The sequence below is a fragment of the Collinsella sp. AK_207A genome (genome assembly GCF_902501965.1).
In the GTDB taxonomy this organism is placed as follows: Bacteria; Actinomycetota; Coriobacteriia; order Coriobacteriales; family Coriobacteriaceae; genus Collinsella.
Map to the genome: position 1 here is coordinate 18539 of NZ_CABWID010000014.1, position 16908 is coordinate 35446.

At 66.7% G+C, this 16908-nt stretch carries 15 protein-coding genes; 14 read left to right on the forward strand and 1 reads right to left on the reverse strand.

All coding sequences use genetic code 11. The features are described 5' to 3' along the window. The first annotated feature begins 88 nt into the window (after positions 1 to 88). The 4 genes from GDJ97_RS03570 (at position 89) to fucO (ending at position 4999) form a co-directional block, all read left to right on the forward strand. Positions 89 to 1825 carry a DEAD/DEAH box helicase gene (locus GDJ97_RS03570; RefSeq protein ID WP_152069853.1) on the forward strand — a complete coding sequence of 579 codons (1737 nt, stop codon included), beginning with the start codon at positions 89 to 91 and terminating at the stop codon, positions 1823 to 1825. Positions 1826 to 1868: 43 nt separating this feature from the next. Further along, a complete protein-coding gene (locus GDJ97_RS03575) occupies positions 1869 to 2981 on the forward strand; it encodes a CPBP family intramembrane glutamic endopeptidase (protein WP_152069854.1) in 1113 nt (370 codons plus the stop codon). A 6-nt stretch (positions 2982 to 2987) separates the two neighbouring features. Further along, a complete protein-coding gene (locus tag GDJ97_RS03580) occupies positions 2988 to 3650 on the forward strand; it encodes a YoaK family protein (RefSeq protein WP_226808787.1) in 663 nt (220 codons plus the stop codon). A 188-nt stretch (positions 3651 to 3838) separates the two neighbouring features. Then, positions 3839 to 4999 (forward strand): lactaldehyde reductase, encoded by a 1161-nt coding sequence (gene fucO, locus GDJ97_RS03585; protein WP_152069855.1) that lies wholly within the window; start codon positions 3839 to 3841, stop codon positions 4997 to 4999. Positions 5000 to 5089: 90 nt separating this feature from the next. On the opposite strand, the gene GDJ97_RS03590 is transcribed toward fucO, so the two are convergent. Next, positions 5090 to 5314: a hypothetical protein gene (locus GDJ97_RS03590; protein WP_152069856.1), complete on the reverse strand. Its 225-nt coding sequence runs from the start codon at positions 5312 to 5314 to the stop codon at positions 5090 to 5092. Between the two features lie 89 nt (positions 5315 to 5403). Between GDJ97_RS03590 and rnhA the strand changes: the two genes are divergently transcribed. From rnhA to pstA, 10 genes are all read left to right on the forward strand, one after another. Further along, on the forward strand, positions 5404 to 5886 hold the full coding sequence (gene rnhA, locus GDJ97_RS03595; RefSeq protein ID WP_152069857.1) for a ribonuclease HI: 483 nt from the start codon (positions 5404 to 5406) through the stop codon (positions 5884 to 5886). Positions 5887 to 5913: 27 nt separating this feature from the next. Then, complete coding sequence (locus GDJ97_RS03600; protein ID WP_152069858.1) at positions 5914 to 7017, forward strand: Gfo/Idh/MocA family protein; 1104 nt, start codon at positions 5914 to 5916, stop codon at positions 7015 to 7017. Between the two features lie 7 nt (positions 7018 to 7024). Then, positions 7025 to 7501 (forward strand): acylphosphatase, encoded by a 477-nt coding sequence (locus GDJ97_RS03605; RefSeq protein WP_152069859.1) that lies wholly within the window; start codon positions 7025 to 7027, stop codon positions 7499 to 7501. A gap of 77 nt (positions 7502 to 7578) precedes the next feature. Continuing rightward, positions 7579 to 8088: a Cys-tRNA(Pro) deacylase gene (gene ybaK, locus GDJ97_RS03610; protein WP_152069860.1), complete on the forward strand. Its 510-nt coding sequence runs from the start codon at positions 7579 to 7581 to the stop codon at positions 8086 to 8088. A gap of 122 nt (positions 8089 to 8210) precedes the next feature. Beyond that, positions 8211 to 9425, forward strand: coding sequence for a C40 family peptidase (locus GDJ97_RS03615; RefSeq protein ID WP_152069861.1), 1215 nt, complete (start codon positions 8211 to 8213; stop codon positions 9423 to 9425). Between the two features lie 18 nt (positions 9426 to 9443). After that, positions 9444 to 11480 (forward strand): murein biosynthesis integral membrane protein MurJ, encoded by a 2037-nt coding sequence (gene murJ / locus GDJ97_RS03620; RefSeq protein ID WP_226808789.1) that lies wholly within the window; start codon positions 9444 to 9446, stop codon positions 11478 to 11480. Beyond that, the gene (gene uvrC / locus GDJ97_RS03625; RefSeq protein ID WP_226808791.1) at positions 11477 to 13618 is read left to right on the forward strand and encodes an excinuclease ABC subunit UvrC; all 2142 of its coding nucleotides are present in this window, start codon (positions 11477 to 11479) and stop codon (positions 13616 to 13618) included. Before murJ ends, uvrC begins: the two co-directional genes overlap by 4 nt. Positions 13619 to 14048: 430 nt before the next feature. After that, positions 14049 to 14996 carry a phosphate ABC transporter substrate-binding protein gene (locus GDJ97_RS03630; RefSeq protein ID WP_152069862.1) on the forward strand — a complete coding sequence of 316 codons (948 nt, stop codon included), beginning with the start codon at positions 14049 to 14051 and terminating at the stop codon, positions 14994 to 14996. A gap of 3 nt (positions 14997 to 14999) precedes the next feature. Next, the gene (gene pstC, locus GDJ97_RS03635) at positions 15000 to 15902 is read left to right on the forward strand and encodes a phosphate ABC transporter permease subunit PstC (RefSeq protein ID WP_152069863.1); all 903 of its coding nucleotides are present in this window, start codon (positions 15000 to 15002) and stop codon (positions 15900 to 15902) included. Then, positions 15895 to 16908 (forward strand): phosphate ABC transporter permease PstA, encoded by a 1014-nt coding sequence (pstA, locus tag GDJ97_RS03640; protein WP_226808793.1) that lies wholly within the window; start codon positions 15895 to 15897, stop codon positions 16906 to 16908. The genes pstC and pstA overlap by 8 nt, the downstream gene beginning before the upstream one ends.

A 16908-nucleotide genomic window follows, 5' to 3' on the forward strand; every position in this document is an offset into this window, starting at 1 on the left:
GCGTTCCCAGCGGGGCGCGTCCCGTTGTCTTGTCTGTCTGCGGCGGGGGAGCGTTCCCGCGCCGCGCAACCGAAATGGAATTGGACCTATGACGCTTTTCTCCGACCTTGGCCTATCCGAGAACGTGCTCGCCGCCGTGGCCGATATGGGCTATGAGCAGCCCACGCCCGTGCAGGAGCGCTCCATCCCCGAGGTGCTCGCGGGGCGCGACCTGCTCGCCGCCGCCCAGACGGGCACCGGTAAGACCGCGGCCTTCCTGCTGCCCACGCTCGACAGGCTCCCGCACGTGAAGCGCTCGCGCCGCGGCAAGCTTTCGGTCGGCTGCGGCCCGCGCATGCTCGTGGTGACGCCCACGCGCGAGCTCGCCCAGCAGATCGAGGAGGTCTGCCTGGCCATCGCCAAGCGGACCGGGCACACCGCTGTGACCGTGGTGGGCGGCGTCTCGTACGGGCCGCAGAAGAGCGCGCTCGCCCGCGGGTGCGACGTGCTCGTGGCCACGCCCGGCCGTCTGGAGGACCTCATCAACCAGGGCGCCTGCATGCTCGACGAGGTCGAGGTGCTCGTGCTCGACGAGGCCGACCGCATGCTCGACATGGGCTTCCTGCCCACCGTGCGCCGCATCGTGGCGAAGACGTCGGCCGACCGTCAGACGCTGCTCTTCTCGGCCACGTTGGACGAGGCGGCCGTGGGCGGCATCACCGACCTGGTGCGCGATCCCGCCCGTGTGGAGATCGCACCTGCGACCTCCACGGCCGAGACGGTCGACCAGTACGTGCTGCCCGTCTCGCTCGAGGCTAAGAACGGGCTGCTCGCCCAGGTGCTCAAGACCTTCGGACCCGAGCACGTGATCGTGTTCACCCGCACCAAGCGCCGTGCCGACACCGTGGCCCGTCGCCTCTCCCGCCAGGGCGTCACCTGCGCCGCGATCCACGGCGACCGCAGCCAGAACCAGCGCGACCGCGCCCTGCGCGACTTCCGCGCCGGCAAGATCGACGTGCTCGTGGCAACGGACGTGTTGGCCCGCGGCATCGATATCACCGACGTCTCCTATGTGGTGAACTTCGACGTGCCCGAGGAGCCGGTCGACTACATCCACCGCATCGGCCGTACCGGCCGCGGCGGCGAGGAGGGCTGGTCGGTCACCTTCGTGACGGAGCAGGACGTGGAGGAGTTCTACGACATCGAGGCCCTCATGGGCAAGACCGCCGACCTCTTCGCCCCGGAGGACCTGGCCGACCTGGACCTCGGTGCGAATCCCGTCTTCGTGGACCCCGCCCGCGTGCCGCGCGACCACGTGCCCGGTAAGAAGGAGAAGAAGCGCCGTCGCGACCGCATCGCGCGCAAGCTGGAGGCCAAGTACGGTGAGGGCGCCGTGGTGGGCGGTACGCGCATCGGCAAGAAGCGCCCGGGCGGCGCTGGCCGCGGCGGCTCGTCCGCGCCCGCGTCGACGGACGAGAAGGCCGCGCGCGCCGAGGGCACCGAGAAGCGCGCCGGTTCGCTCAAGCTGAAGGAGGCGGCGCCCGCCCGCCAGCGCCGTGCCGCCCAGGATGCCGTGGCCGAGGCGCCCAAGCCCTCGCGCCGCAAGCGCTCCGGTCGCACCCGCGTGCGCGAGGCCGATCAGCACGAGCAGCGGTCCGAGCAGCGGGTGGACTGGCGCAATCACGACGTTCCCGATGAGCGTCGCCGCGGCCGTGGGTACCATGGTGGGCAGAATCGTGCTCGTGCCGGTGAGGGTTCGCCTCGGAAGGCCGATCGCGGCAATCGTCGTCCCGGTGACGGCGGCGGTCGCGACAACGAGCGCCAGCACCGCCAGAACCGCCGGTAGCGTCGCCGCCTGAGCGGTGCGCGGCGCGGGGGAGAGGGGCTTCATGGACGCGGACAAGCCAGTACCTGACGGGGACATCGCCCGGGAACAGCCCATGCTGGCGGGCGCGGACACCCGTGACGGCGGCCAGGGAGGACCCGTTCCGCCGGAGGGTTTCTCGCCCGCAGCCGCCCCCGCCATGTCGGCCGGCCCTCGCGTCGCCCCGACCGCGTCTGAGCCGCCAACCGATCCTGCGCCGCGTCCGCGCACCTTTTGGTCCACGATCGGCTGGACACTTGCCGGCATCGGCTCCGGCGCGCTCCTCCTCGGTCTCATGATCGCAGGTCAGGTTATCTTCTACCTGTTCGCCCACACGGAGGGTTCCCCCCTCTCGGCCGATGTGGAGCTCGGTGCGAGCATCGCCGGCCAGCTCGCGGCTTTCGCGGCGATCTGGCCGCTCTGGCGCCGCGTGCGCCGCCGGGCGTTCGGACCGCTGCGCTCTCGGCGCGCCGATGCCCGGACGCGTTGCCGCCGCGTTGCCGCCATCGCGGTCATGGGCGTGGCCGGCCAGCTCTTCCTCGGCTACATCTTGACGGTGGCCTTTGAGTACGCGCCGACCCTCGCCCGGGAGTACGAGGGCGTCATGGACGGGGCATCGAGCCAGTTCAGCCTGCCCTCCGTGCTCACTGTGGCCATCCTCGCCCCGCTCATCGAGGAGATGGGCTGCCGCGGCCTCATGTTCGAGTTCTTCCTGCGCGCCTTCGAGCCGCGCTGGAACGGCCGCACGGGCGCTCGCGGCATCGCGCCCCGCCGCTCCGCCGTGGCGGTTGCCATCGTGCTGCAGGCGCTCGTCTTCGCGGTGCTGCATATGAACGTGGTCCAGAGCAGCTACGCGTTCTTCATGGGACTCCTCTTTGGCTGGGTCTACTGGCGCACGGGAAGCCTCGTCTGGAGCATGGGTCTGCATCTCGTCATCAACTTCAGCTCCTATGCGGTGGAGCCGTTGAGCGCGCTCTTCGGCCCCTTGAGCTACGCCTCCTGCATCGCCATCTCGGGAGTCATGTTGTACCTAGGGATTCGCGCGTTCGGGCGAACCACGGGCAACGTCGTTTTGGGGGAGCGGGCGCTTTCGGCTAGTATGGAGGGCGCATCGGACCACCGGGCGACAGAGGAGTAGGGGCGCATGCAGCTGGAGCGCGCGAAGCAGACATCGGAGTCCATCGAGCTCGGCATCTTGCTCGCGCTCGTGGGCGGGTTCATGGACGCCTACTCCTACATCGGCCGCGACCACGTGTTCTCCAACGCCCAGACCGGTAACATCCTGCTTACCGCGGTGCACCTCTCCCAGGGCGATTTCCCCGTGGCGGCGCGCTACCTGCTGCCCGTGCTCGCCTTTGCCGCGGGCATCATGCTCTCCGATTTCATTCATGCGCGCTTTGTGAGCCGGCTCCACTGGCGGCAGGCGGCGCTCCTGTTCGAGGTCGTCGTCATGGCCGTGGTGGCCTTCATTCCCGCCGCGTACAACGTGGGAGCCAACTGCCTGCTCTCGCTCGCGTGCGGGACCCAGGTCGAGACCTTCCGCAAGATCCACGGCAAGGGCATGGCCACCACCATGTGCATCGGCAACCTGCGCAACGCTCTGCACAACGTGGACGACTACATCATCAACCACGATCGGGGCTTCCTGTACAACGGCGGCCTCTACTTTGGTGCCATCGGCTGCTTCATGGTGGGCGCCGTGCTGGGCAACTGGTGCATCGACGTCCTGGGGCTTCACGCCATCCTGGTCTGCACCCCGCTGCTCGCCGCCGCCTTTCTCATTATGTTCATCGATCGCGAGCATTAGCAGCCGCGAGTTGCCGCGCGGCGCCTGCCGCCGCGTGCCGGTCCCCTCAAATTACTTTGGCGGAAGGGGGTCGACCGTTCGCAGATCAGAAATGTTTACGTACTCATGGGCGGGGTAGGATGTCGCGCGGAGCCCGCGGGGCGTGCCATCCGCGCGGGTGTGTACATCCGCTTCCACAAGGAGGAATCATGGCTGATCGCATCGTTCTCAACACCATCTCCTACCACGGCGCCGGCGCCATCAAGGAGATCCCCGGCGAGATCCAGCGTCGCGGCTACAAAAAGGTCTTCGTGTGCTCCGACCCCGACCTGGTGAAGTTCGGCGTGACCGCTAAGGTGACCGACTTGCTCGACGAGGCCGGCATCGACCACGCCCTCTACTCCGAGATCAAACCCAACCCCACGATCCAGAACGTGGTGGACGGTGTGGAGGCCTTCAAGGCCGCGGGCGCCGACTGCATCGTGACCATCGGCGGCGGCTCCTCCATGGACACGGCCAAGGCCATCGGCGTCATCATCAACAACCCCGAGTTCGCCGACGTGCGCTCGCTCGAGGGCGTGGCGCCCACCAAGAACCATGCCGTGTTCACCATTGCCGTGCCCACCACCGCCGGTACCGCGGCCGAGGTCACCATCAACTACGTGATCACCGACGTCGAGAAGGTCCGCAAGTTCGTGTGCGTGGACACCAACGACGCCCCCGAGGTCGCCGTTGTCGACCCCGATATGATGGCGTCCATGCCCGCCGGCCTCACCGCCGCCACCGGCATGGACGCGCTGACCCATGCCATCGAGGGTTACACCACTAAGGCCGCTTGGGAGCTCACCGACATGTTCCATCTGGAGGCCATCAAGCTCATCTCCGAGAACCTGCGCGATTCCGTGGCCGAGGCCAAGGAGCACAAGGGAGGTTCCGGCCGCGAGGGCATGGCGCTCGCCCAGTACATCGCCGGCATGGGCTTCTCCAACGTGGGCCTGGGCGTGGACCACGCCATGGCGCACACGCTGTCCGCGCACTACGACACCCCGCACGGCGTGGCCTGCGCCATGCTGCTGCCCATCGCCATGGAGTTCAACAAGCCCGTTGTGACGGAGCGCCTGGCCAGGGTCGCCGTCGCCATGGGCGTTGACACCGCGGGCATGAGCGTCGAGGAGGCGGCCGACGCCGCCATCGCCGCGGTGAAGCAGCTCTCCGAGGATGTGAACATCCCCAAGGTGTGCGAGGCCATCACGGAGGACGAGCTGGACCAGATCACGCGTGACGCCATGGCCGACGCGTGCTTCCCGGGCAACCCGCGCGAGGCGACCTTCGACGACGTGAAGGATATGTTCCGGAAGATCATGAAGTAGGTTCGCCGGGGCGTAAGCGCTTGGCGTTTCAGAGGGGGCGGCTCCGCGAGGGCCGTCCCCTCTGCGTTTGCGGGCACTTGCCCCGAGGCCCTACAGTTGGGCGGCGGCCTTCTTGGCGAGCTTCTTCTTGGAATCGGCGGCGATAAGCTTGCTGTTCACCTTGACGTACGCCATGCCGGCGAGTTCGGGGTGCTTCTTCAGGCAGGCCCCGATGCACCCGGTGGCGATCTCGTCTTTGGGAATACCGGCCTCCACCAGCTTCTTCTTCTTGATGCCCGAGCATTTAGGGCAGAGCTTCACGTGCACTTTCGACATCTGGACCTCCCGTCCGCGTTAACTGAGACTAACCCTATAGCATTTCTGATGGTATAGAATCGTGCGCAGGCAAACGGCGAAAGGAATTCATGGACGTCATCGCGTACACGGACGGCTCTGCGCGCGGCAACCCCGGTCCCGGCGGGTACGGGGCCGTGCTCACCTGCACCGTCGCGTCGGGTAAGCAGCACAAGCTCGAGCTCAGCGGCGGATACCGGCGCACGACCAACAACCGCATGGAGCTCATGGGGGTCATCGTGGCCCTCGAGGCGCTCAACCGCCCCTGCAACGTGACGCTGCACTCGGATTCGCAGTACGTGGTGAAGGCGTTCAACGACCACTGGATCGAGGGATGGGTCCGCCGCGGCTGGAAGACGGCGGCGAAGAAGCCCGTGAAGAACGTTGACCTGTGGCAGCGACTGCTCGCCGCCAAGGAGCCCCATCAGGTCTCGTTCGTCTGGGTGAAGGGGCACGCCGGCAACCCGCTGAACGAGCGCTGCGACGAGCTGGCGACCACGGCGGCCGATTCCGACGAGCTGATCGACGATATCGGGTTCGCCGACGCGGACTGAGCGGGGCCAACAGGGAGGAATGACGCCATGATCTCTATCGCAACCGTGGGAACGAGCATGATCACCCGCGATTTCCTGGACGTGCTGCGGCAGCGCGACGACGCCCGCTTCATCGGCACGTGCTCGCGCGACGCCGGGCGCGCCGCGGCGTTTACCGCGGAGCTCGGCGGCACGGTACCGTTTACCTCGGTGGAGGAGCTCGCCGCCAGCCCCGAGGTAGACGCCGTCTACCTCGGCAGTCCGAATGCGCTCCATGCCGAGCAGGCGCTCGCGTGCATCCACGCGGGTAAGCACGTGCTGGTGGAGAAGCCCTTCGCGGCGAACGAGCGCGAGGCTCGCCGGGTCTTCGAGGCGGCTGGCACGGCCGGCGTGGTCGCGCTCGAGGCCATGCGTCCGCTCCACGACCCGGCATTCCGCGCGTGCGCGGCGGCGTTCAACGAGCTTGGCCGCATCCGTCGCGCCACCCTGCGCTTCGGTAAGTACTCCTCCCGCTACGACGAGATCCTCGCCGGGCGCCGTACCAACATCTTCGACTGCGCGCTCGCGTCGGGCGGGCTCATGGACATGGGCGTCTACAGCGTGGAGCCCCTGATCGAGCTCTTTGGCGAACCCGAGCGCATCCAGGCGGCGGGCGTGCTGCTCGATGCGTCCACGCGGCGGCTCACCAACGGCCCCATCGACGGCGCGGGCACGATCCTCGCCAGCTATCCCGGCATGGTCGCCTCGCTCAATTGGTCCAAGATCTCGGCTGATCTGGCAGAGAGCCAGATCGAGGGGGAGCGTGGGACCCTCACCATCGACGCCATCTCCACGCCTCATCGCGCACGCGTGGGCCTGCGCGAGGAGGCGCGCCGCCGTTCGGCCAAGCAGGTGCCGGGTTATTCCGACAACGGGACGCAGACCTGCGAACTCGAGCTGCCGGCTTGCGACAACACCATGTGCTACGAGCTCGACGACTTCCTGGAGGCCGTGCGGGCGGTGAGGGACGGCGCTCCGGCGGAGGAGGCCCCGGCAGGCCCGTACGGCACCGTCGGGCATTTCCGCGATGTCACGCTCGCGTCGCTTCGCGTGATGGACGAGGCGCGCCGTCAGATGGGCGTGCGCTTCCCGGCGGACGAGCAGGAAGAATAGGGGAACCATGGGCTTCTTTGATACGGTCAAGAATCGGTGGCGCAACCCGGACAAGGTCCCCGGTGACCCGGCGGGCGCGCGGAGCCCTGAGGAGCAGACCCTGCTCGCACGGCTGCGCGGTGACGCGGACGGCGCCGTTCGCGCGGACGACGAACCGGCGGGGGCAAGCGCGCCCGACGGTGCCCAGACCGCCGACCGGTCTCCCATCCGCCTCTTCCTGCTCTGGACGGGCACGGTGCAGGGCGTGGGCTTCCGGTGGACCAACCAGGGGCTCGCACGCGAGCTCGGGCTCACGGGCTGGGCGCGCAACCTGGAGGACGGCTCCGTCGCCATGGAGGTGCAGGGTGCGCCCGCGGCGATCGCGCTCGAGTTCGACCGGCTGCACGAGTCGTACCAGCGCCTCTCGATCGGGCGCGTGTGGCTGAAGGAGTCGCGCCAGCTGCCCGTGAACCATACGGAAACCGACTTCGAGATCTGGTACTGATCGCGGCCGGCCGCGCGCAGCGCCCGCGCCAGGCGTCCGCGGCGCGCGGCATGCGGCAAGGGGAAGGGAAGGGATCCATGGCCCGGAAGGACAAGGTCCAGAAGACGAACGCCATGCGCGAGCTCGACCGCGCCGGCATCTCGTACACCGTGCACGTCTACGAGGTGGACGAGTCCGATCTTTCGGGCGTCCACGTGGCTGAGCAACTCGGCGAGGAGCCCGGTCAGGGCTTCAAGACGCTCGTGACCGTCTCGCCTGCGGGCGAGCACGTGGTGTGCTGCATCCCCGTGGCGGAGGAACTGGACCTCAAGGCCGCGGCGCGCGTGGCGGGGCAGAAGGCGCTCTCCATGATGCACGTGCGCGACCTGCTGCCCACCACCGGCTACGTGCGCGGCGGCTGCTCGCCCGTGGGCATGAAGAAGCGCTTTCCCACGCTCGTCGACGAGACCGCCGAGCTCTGGGATACCGTCTACATCTCCGGCGGGCGCCGGGGCCTTCAGCTGGAGCTCGTGCCCGCGGACCTGGTGCGCTTTTGCGACGCGACGCTCGCCGATATCTGTTCCTCCGGTGGAGATGTCACGGCGTGACGCCGCGAAGCCCCTGCTCAGAGGGCCGCTTGCGGGAATGTGCCTAGAACGGCCCGGAGAGAGCTGATAGTATGGCACGAAACACTGGTACCTGTTATCGATGCGATAAGAAGGTTCACGCAATGAAGCTCAAACGCACCAACGCCGTTTTGGCACTTGGCCTTGCCGCCACCATAGCGCTGTCGTCGTTCCCTGTGTCCGCGCAGGCGGACCCCACGAGTTCCGAGCTGCAGCAGCGCGTGAACGAGGCCTATGCCCAGCTCCTCGATTACTCCCAGCAAGCCGAGGTGGCGGGCAACCAGCTCGAGCAGGTCAAGTCCGACCTCGCCTCCGTGCAGGATCAGATCGCCCAGACCAAGCAGGAGATCGCCGACAAGCAGGCTGAGCTCGAGCAGGATCAGAAGGCCCTCTCCTCTCGCTTGAGCTCCTCCTACAAGCGAGGCGACGCGTCCCTGCTCGGCGTGGTGCTCGGGTCCTCCGATTTCGGTGAGCTCTTCTCCAACCTGTTCTACGCCAACAAGGTCGCCGCGCGCGACCGCGACGCGATCGACACCGTGCGCACCGCCAAGCAGGAGCTGACCGACCAGCAGACCGCGCTCGAGCAGCAAGAGGCGGAGAAGAAGCAGCTTGTTGCCGAGCAGGAGCAGAAGACCGCGGCGGTTCAGCAGCGCGCCTCCCAAATGCAGTCCTACTACCAGGGGCTCGACAGCGACCTGCAGGCAGCCCTTGCCAACGAGGCCGCCGTCCAGGCCGCACAGGACGCCCTGACCAAGCAGCAGGCGCAGGAGGCCGGCTCCAATTCCGGCGCCACCAACAGCGGCAACGCGAGCTCGAACACCGGCTCCAACAGCAATGCCAACACGAATACGAACACCAACACCAACGCGGGTTCGAATTCGAATCCCTCGAGCAAGCCGTCCCAGAACACCGGGAGCAGCTCCTCGGGCAACACCAACTCCGGAAGCGCGCCTTCCGGCATCCTTGCCTTCGCCCAGTCCAAGATCGGCTGCGCTTACAGCTACGGCGGCGTCGGCCCGAGCGCGTACGACTGCTCCGGTCTGGTCTACGCCGCGTACAAGAACGCCGGTCTGAGCATCGCGCGCACCGCGGACGCCCAGTACCGCCAGGTTGCCGCTGCCGGGCACCTCGTGAAGGACGTCTCGAGCCTGAAGCCCGGCGACCTCGTGTTCTTCTATCCCGGCATCGGCCACGTGGGCGTCTACGAGGGCAACGGTAGCTTCGTCCACGCCAGCACCTACGGCGTCGGCGTCATCCGCTCCAGCCTGTACTCCGCCTACTACGCCTCCGCATTCCAGGGCGGCGGCTCCCCGTACTAGTTTGGTGCGTTTGAAGGTATGAGGGAAGCAACAGACAGGCGGTTTACCGCCGCACATGGCAACGCTTCGCTGAACGGCACGGCTCCTTCGGGGGCCATGCCTGTGACGGGGGAGCGCGGGGAGCGGTTCGCCCGACCGCAGGGCGCTCACTGGCGCACGGACGATGCGGAGACCGCGGGTTTTGCGACCCCGGCTGCCGCGCCGGGGCCGGGGTCGATCCCGGCTTCGTTCTCGCCCGACACCACGGCCATGTTCGTCATGGCCGCCGAGCGCTCGCGCCGCGAGGTTGGGGAGCTCTCCGCTCCCGCGGTGACCTCCGAGCTCGATGCCCGTGTCCTTGCCTCCGAGATGCGCCTTGACGCCCCGGCCGACGTAACCGCGGTGTCCGCCATCCCGTCCGGCGAGCTTGCCGCCGAGGGAGCCGAGCGGGCAGCGGGGCAAGCCGCGGAGGAGGAGCCCTCCGAGGTGCTCGACCGCGCCGACCGCTCCTCCAACATGGTCTCGGTGCTCGTGATCATCAGCCGTCTGACGGGCTTCCTCCGCACCGCCGCCCAGGCTTGGGCTATCGGCGTCACCATGTTCGCCAGCTGCTACACCATCGCCGACCAGCTGCCCAACATGCTCTATGAGTTCGTGGTGGGCGGCATGCTCGTCACGTCCTTCCTTCCCGTGTACGTCAAGGTGCGCTCGCGCCTGGGCCGGGAGGGGGCGAGCGCCTATGCCTCGAACATCCTCTCCATCATCACCTTGTTCATGGTGGTGCTCACGGTTCTCTCGTTCATCTTCGCCTATCCCATCATCTGGACGCAGTCGGCCGGTGCCTCGAGCGCCTTCGATACCGATATGGCCGTATGGCTCTTCCGCTGGTTCTCGGTGGAGATCGTGCTCTACGCGCTGTCCTCGATCTTCTCGGGCGTCCTGAACGCCGAGCGCGACTACCTGTGGAGCAACGCCGCGCCCATCATGAACAACGTGGTCATCATCGGCGCCTTCGCGCTCTACGGCATGCTGACGCGCGCCGGCGTCCTCACGACCCAGCAGGCCATGATCCTCCTGGCCGTCGGCAACCCCCTGGGCGTCGCCGCGCAGGTACTCGTGCAGGTTCCCGTCCTCAAGCGCCGGGGCGTGCGCTTGAGCGCGCACCTCGACTTCCACGACCCGGCGCTCCGCGAGACCCTCTCCATCGGGTTGCCCACCATCATCGTGGTCTTCGCCACCTACTTCATGTTCTCCGTCTCCTCGAGCTGGGCGCTGTCGGTGACCGAGGTGGGCGCCGCCGTGACGTACTACGCGAACGTCTGGTACGTGCTCCCGTTCTCGATCTTTGTGATCCCCATCTCCACGACCATGTTCACGGAGCTCTCCAACTACTTCGTGGCGCACGACGAATCCTCGTTCCGGGCGAGCTTTGCCCGCGGCGCGGTGAAGATCCTCTTCACGATCGTGCCATTCACCTTCCTCTTCTTCGTCTTCTCGCCGTATCTGGTGCAGATCATCGCGGGCGGCTCCTTCTCCGCCGAGTCCGCGGAGCTCACCTCCACCTACTTGATCTGCCTCGCGGTCGCGCTGCCGTTCTACAGCCTCTTCATCTACCTCGAGAAGGTCTGCTCGGCCATGCTCCGCATGAAGACGCTCGCCGTGGCCACCATCGTGGGCGTGGCGCTGCACTTCCTGTTCTGCATGGCCTTCACCCCGGCCCTCGGCCTGCCCGCCGTCGCCTTTGCCCGCGCGCTCTTCTACGGCGTCATCGATCTGGTGGTCCTCGTGAGCGTACGGGAGCATCTGGGACTTGCCGGCGTCCGGTCGATTCTCGGCGCGGTGCTCCGGGCGTGCGTGTTCGGGTTTCTGGGTGCCGCAGTGGGCTGGGGCATCTGCCAGGGCCTGGTGCTCGCGCTCGGGCCGGCCCAGGGCACGCTCCAAGCGATTCTCTACGCGGCTGCCGGCGGCCTGCCGGCGCTCGCGGCGATCTACGGCGTGGCCTATGCCCTGGGTAAGTCCGACGCACCGTTCTTCGATTCCATCTTCGGGCGCGTGGCGCGCCGGTTCGCCCGATGAGCGATGAGGAGCGGGTCTCGGTTGAGTATGTGCACGGCGAGCTGAAGCCCGCTGATTCCGTTGACGCGGCCGGCGCTGACGATATCGCCTGCGGAAGCCCCCAAGCCGCTTCCGCAACGGACCCTCGCCCCGTAGAAAGCGCCTCCCACCGCTTCTTCCACGCTGGTCTCCCCGGCATCGAGCTACCCGTGGCTCCGCTCTCCGGAGCCGCTGCCGCCGCGCACGTGGGCGCCACAGGTGTGAACGGCGCCCCCTCGCTTGCCGAGCAGGTGGCCCGCGTGCCCACCGATCCCGGCTGCTACCTCTGGAAAGACGCCGCAGGCGAGGTCATCTACGTGGGCAAGGCCAAGAACCTGCGCGCCCGCATGAAGCAGTACGTGCAGCTCACGGACGACCGCGAGAAGATCCCGCTCATGATGCAGCTGGTGGCGAGCTTCGACTACCTGGTGGTCTCCAATGAGCACGAGGCCCTGGTGCTCGAGCGCAACCTCATCGCGCAGTACCACCCCTACTTCAACGTGGACTTCAAGGACGACAAGTCCTACCCCTTCATCGCGCTCACCAAGGGCGACCTCTTCCCGGCCATCAAGTACACGCGGGAGAAGCATCGCGCCGGTACCCGGTACTTCGGTCCCTACACCGACAGCCGTGCGGCGCGCGACACCATCGACACGCTCCGCAAGGTGGTTCCCCTCTGCTCGGCCTCCTGCGCGGAGTGGAAGCGCGTGAAGCGCCTCATCGAGCGCCATCCTGAGGAGCGCGAGCTCCTGCAGCTCACCTGCGCCCAGAACGGCCGTCCCTGCTTCGACTTCCACGTGGGCCGTGGTCCCGGCGTGTGCGCGGGTGCCGTCTCGCCCGAGGAGTACGCCGCCAACGTGCGCCGCGTGGAGCGCTTTCTCTCCGGACACCGCAGCGATGTGGTGCGCGAGCTCCGTGAGGACATGGCGCAGGCTGCCGAGGAGCTGGACTTCGAGCGCGCCGGGCGCATCAAGCGGCGCCTGGAGGTCATCTCCGGTCTGGACGACCGCCAGCAGGTCGTCTTCCCCTCGAGCGTCGACATCGACGTGGTGGGTTTCTTCCGCGAGGAGACCATCGCCGGCGCGTGCGTGTTCTGCGTACGCGAGGGCCGCGTGGTGCGCAGCTGCGAGTTCATCCTGGACAAGGGCCTGGACGTCTCCGTGGAGGAGCTGACCGAGGGCTTCCTCAAGCGCTACTACGACGAGACGGCCGACATCCCCTCCGAGGTGGATGTGGCCGTGGAGCTCGCCGACGCTGAGCTGCTCGGAACCTGGCTCACCGAGAAGCGCGGTCGCGTGTGCCGGCTCCACCACCCCCAGCGCGGTGAGAAGCGCCATCTCCTGGACATGTGCGAGCGCAACGCCCGTCACGCCCTCATGCGCTACAGCATGCGCACCGGCTACGCCGATGACCGCACGAATCAGGCGCTCCTGCAGCTGGAAAGCGCGCTCGCCCTGCCCGCGGCGCCGTTGCGCATCGAGTGCTTCGACATCTCCACCCTGCACGGCAACTTCACCGTTGCCTCCATGGTGGTCTTCACCAACGGACGTCCCGACAAGTCCCAGTACCGCCGTTTCAAGATCCGCGCCGAGCTGGACGAGGCCAACGACTTCGTCTCCATGCAGGAGGTGCTCGGCCGTCGCTACGCGCCGGAGCGCATGGCCGACGAGCGCTTCGGCAGCCGTCCCGACCTGCTCGTGGTTGACGGTGGCAAGCCCCAGCTCTCGGCGGCGCTCACGCAGCTGAACGCCCTTGGTCTCGACATCCCCGTCTGCGGCCTCGCCAAGTCCGACGAGGAGGTCTTCGTTCCCTGGGACGACACCCCCGTGGTGCTGCCCAACGGCTCCGCCTCGCTCTACCTCATCAAGCAGGTGCGCGACGAGAGCCATCGTTTCGCCATCACCTTCCACCGCGAGCTGCGTGACAAGGCCATGACCATCTCCGTGCTGGACGAGGTCCCCGGCGTCGGCCCCACGCGCAAGCGTGCGATCATGCGGCACTTCGGCAGCATGAAGCGTCTGCGCGCGGCGAGCGCGGAAGACATCGCCGCCGTGAAGGGTGTGCCGGCAGATGTGGCGCGGGCGGTCTGGCAGACGCTCCAGGCGACGCAGCGGGCGTAGGCGGGCGGCCGGCCCGGAGGGGCGCGGGCGCGGGCCCTCGTGTTCTCGCGAGACTGGAAAACGCTCCCGCGAAGCCGCAGGAACGGATTGAACGAGTATGGCCCCATGGTTTCAGGCTGGGACTGAGCCGCAATCCGTTCCTGGACTTCGCGGGAGCGTTCTCACAGTTCGCTCGAAATACTTCGGCCCGCGCCCGCGCCCCTCCGGGCCGGCCGCCCGCCTACGCCCGCTGCGTCGCGCACAGCTTCTCCATGCTTTTAAAACGTCTCCCTTTCCATGTTAGGAAGATGTAAAGGCCCCATCTGCTTTGCATCAAGACGAGTCATTGACCAGTAAACAAACGCAGGTAACGGCCTCGTTGAAGGGGGGAGGGCCGTATTCTCCTTCCTGACAGGCGCAGACCGCGCCTCCTCGAAAGGAGATTATCCACATGTTCGATCAAGCCGTTTCTCGTCGCCAGTTCCTCGGCCTTGCCGGTGGTCTCGCCGCCTTCGCCGGTCTCGGTCTCGCCGGTTGCGGTAACTCCGCTTCCACCGGTACCTCTGCCGGCTCCGCCGCTGGCTCCGCTGCCGCCAGCTCGCTGAGCGGCGACATCACCTACGAGGGCGCCTCCTCCTTCCAGGCGCTCGTCGAGGCTGCTGCTGAGAAGTTCATGGATGAGAACCCGGACGTGTCCATCACCGGTTCCGGCAACGGTTCCGGCAAGGGCCTGACCGCCGTCTCCGAGGGCACCGTGCAGATCGGTAACTCCGACGTCTTCGCCGAGACCAAGCTCGACGCCGACGCTGCCGCCAAGCTCGTCGACCACGAGGTCGCCGTCGTGGGCATGGGTCCCGTGGTGTCCAAGAACGTCAAGGTCGACGACCTGTCCCTCGAGCAGCTGAAGGGCATCTTCTCCGGCCAGATCACCAACTGGAAGGACCTGGGCGGTGACGACGCCAAGATCGTCGTCTTCAACCGTAAGGCCGGCTCCGGTACGCGTGCCACCTTCGAGGCTGCCGTCTTCGGCACCGAGAAGAACGAGTTCAAGGGCGACGCCGAGCTCGACAAGTCCGGCGACGTGGCCACCAACATGGGCTCCACGGACAATGCCATCTCCTACCTTGACTTCTCGCACTTCGATGACTCCAAGTTCACCGCCGTCAAGGTGGAGGGTGTCGAGCCCAAGAGCGAGAACGTCTTCGACAACAAGTTCCCCATCTGGGCTACCGAGCACATGTACTGCGCCAAGGATGCCGACGACGTCACCAAGGCGTTCCTGGACTACATGCTCTCCAAGGACGTCCAGGGCAAGCTGGTCGAGAAGCAGGGCTTCATCCCCGTGTCCGAGATGAAGGTCGCGAAGGACGCCAACGGTAAGGTTACGGAGAAGAAGTAAAACATGGTCAAGACGATGCCTAAACGTCGTCTCGAGAAGGTTGGACTCTCGGTCACGGGTGCGTGCGTCGCACTCGTGACCCTTGTCGTGCTCGCACTAATTTTCATGGTTGCGGGCAAGGGCATTTCCGCGTTCTTGAAGGACGGCGTCAATCCCGTTGAGTTCTTTACGGGTACCAAATGGGACCTGCAGAACACTAATGATGCCGGCATGCCCTTCACGGGCGCTCTGCCGCTCATCGTCACCTCCTTTACGGTGATGGTGCTGTCCACGCTCTTCGCGCTGCCGATCGCCATCGGCTCCGCGATTTTCGCCGTTGAGATCCACCCGGACTTCGGTCGTAAGGTCTTCCAGCCGTTGGTGGAGCTCCTGGTGGGTATTCCGTCCGTCGTGTTCGGCCTCATCGGCTTCCACGTGGTGGTCGCCGCGATGAAGCTCTTCTTCGGCGCGTCCACTGGTCTGGGCATCCTGCCCGGTGCCATCGTGCTGGCCGTGATGATTCTGCCGACCATTACCACCTTCTCTATCGACGCGTTGCGCGCCGTGCCGGCGAGCTATCGTCAAGGTTCCCTCGCTCTCGGGTGCACGCGCTGGCAGACGATTTGGCACGTGGTGCTCTACGCCGCCCGTCCGTCGCTCATCACCGCGACCATCCTGGGCATGACCCGTGCCTTCGGTGAGACCCTCGCCGTGCGCATGGTCATCGGCGGTATCGAGGCGATGCCGCAGGGCCTGCTCTCGCCGGCCTCGACCATCACGACAACGCTGACCACCAGCATGGCCGTCTACGCGGACGGCACGCCCCAGGCTGACGTGCTCTGGGCCCTGGGCCTGCTGCTCATGGCCATGTCACTCGTGTTCATTCTGATCATCCATCTCATTGGAAAGGGGCCCCAACGTGCTTAATCCCGTAGAATCCGTTTCTGGTGCAAACGGTGCCGCCGGCGTTGGCACGTCTGGCTCCGGCAGCGTTGGTTCCGTCTACGATCCGCGTGCCGAGCGTGCGCGCCGCGATGCCCTGCGTCGTCGCGCAATCGCCCAGGACAAGTTCGCGACCGGCGTGCTCACGGTGATCATCGCGCTCGTGCTCGCTATCGTCGGTGCCATGGTGTTCTACATTCTCTTCGAGGGCGTGGGTACGCTCGTGCAGCCCGGTTTTCTTACCGAGCGCGCCCGTGCGAACGGCACGGCCGGCGGAGTTGCCTACCAGCTCTTCGACTCCTTCTTCCTGCTGGTGCTGACGCTGCTCATCTCCGTTCCCGTATCTCTTGGTGCGGCCGTCTTCCTTGTTGAGTACGCTCCGGATGGCCCGGTGAAGCGCATCGCCTCCACGGCTGTCGAGACGCTTTCCAGCCTGCCCTCCATCGTGGTCGGCATGTTCGGCTTCCTCGTCTTCTCCGTGGGCTTTGGCTGGAAGTACTCCATCATCTCCGGCGCCGTGGCGCTGACGATGTTCAACATCCCCATCCTGGTGCGCGCCATTCAGCAGGCGCTCGAGGATGTTCCCCGCGCCCAGCGCGATGCGTGCCTTGCCATGGGTCTCACCCGCTGGGAGGCGACGGTCCACGTGCTGATTCCGAGCGCCATGTCCGCGATCGTGACAGGCGTCGTGCTGTCCGCCGGCCGTGTCTTCGGCGAGGCCGCGGCCCTGCTCTTCACCTCCGGTATGTCCAGCCCGGTGCGCCTGAATTTCCTCTCGCTGAACTTCAACAGCCCCAGCTGCGCTTGGAACATCTTCCGTCCCGGTGAGTCGCTCGCCGTGCACATCTACAAGATCTACGGCGAGGGCAGTGCCGAGGCGCAGCAGATCGTGTGGGGTACCGCTGCTCTGCTGATGATTTGCGTGCTCATCTTCAACGTGGCGGCGCGCATCGCCGGTCGCGCGATTTCTAGAAAGGTTACGGGTCAGTAG

Excerpts from the sequence above, each read along its gene's own strand:
- GDJ97_RS03570 (WP_152069853.1), top strand. The coding sequence starts at position 89 with ATGACGCTTTTCTCCGACCTTGGCCTATCCGAGAACGTGCTCGCCGCC.
- GDJ97_RS03575 (WP_152069854.1), top strand. The coding sequence starts at position 1,869 with ATGGACGCGGACAAGCCAGTACCTGACGGGGACATCGCCCGGGAACAG.
- GDJ97_RS03580 (WP_226808787.1), top strand. The coding sequence starts at position 2,988 with ATGCAGCTGGAGCGCGCGAAGCAGACATCGGAGTCCATCGAGCTCGGC.
- fucO (WP_152069855.1), top strand. The coding sequence starts at position 3,839 with ATGGCTGATCGCATCGTTCTCAACACCATCTCCTACCACGGCGCCGGC.
- GDJ97_RS03590 (WP_152069856.1), bottom strand. The coding sequence starts at position 5,314 with ATGTCGAAAGTGCACGTGAAGCTCTGCCCTAAATGCTCGGGCATCAAG.
- rnhA (WP_152069857.1), top strand. The coding sequence starts at position 5,404 with ATGGACGTCATCGCGTACACGGACGGCTCTGCGCGCGGCAACCCCGGT.
- GDJ97_RS03600 (WP_152069858.1), top strand. The coding sequence starts at position 5,914 with ATGATCTCTATCGCAACCGTGGGAACGAGCATGATCACCCGCGATTTC.
- GDJ97_RS03605 (WP_152069859.1), top strand. The coding sequence starts at position 7,025 with ATGGGCTTCTTTGATACGGTCAAGAATCGGTGGCGCAACCCGGACAAG.
- ybaK (WP_152069860.1), top strand. The coding sequence starts at position 7,579 with ATGGCCCGGAAGGACAAGGTCCAGAAGACGAACGCCATGCGCGAGCTC.
- GDJ97_RS03615 (WP_152069861.1), top strand. The coding sequence starts at position 8,211 with ATGAAGCTCAAACGCACCAACGCCGTTTTGGCACTTGGCCTTGCCGCC.
- murJ (WP_226808789.1), top strand. The coding sequence starts at position 9,444 with ATGAGGGAAGCAACAGACAGGCGGTTTACCGCCGCACATGGCAACGCT.
- uvrC (WP_226808791.1), top strand. The coding sequence starts at position 11,477 with ATGAGCGATGAGGAGCGGGTCTCGGTTGAGTATGTGCACGGCGAGCTG.
- GDJ97_RS03630 (WP_152069862.1), top strand. The coding sequence starts at position 14,049 with ATGTTCGATCAAGCCGTTTCTCGTCGCCAGTTCCTCGGCCTTGCCGGT.
- pstC (WP_152069863.1), top strand. The coding sequence starts at position 15,000 with ATGGTCAAGACGATGCCTAAACGTCGTCTCGAGAAGGTTGGACTCTCG.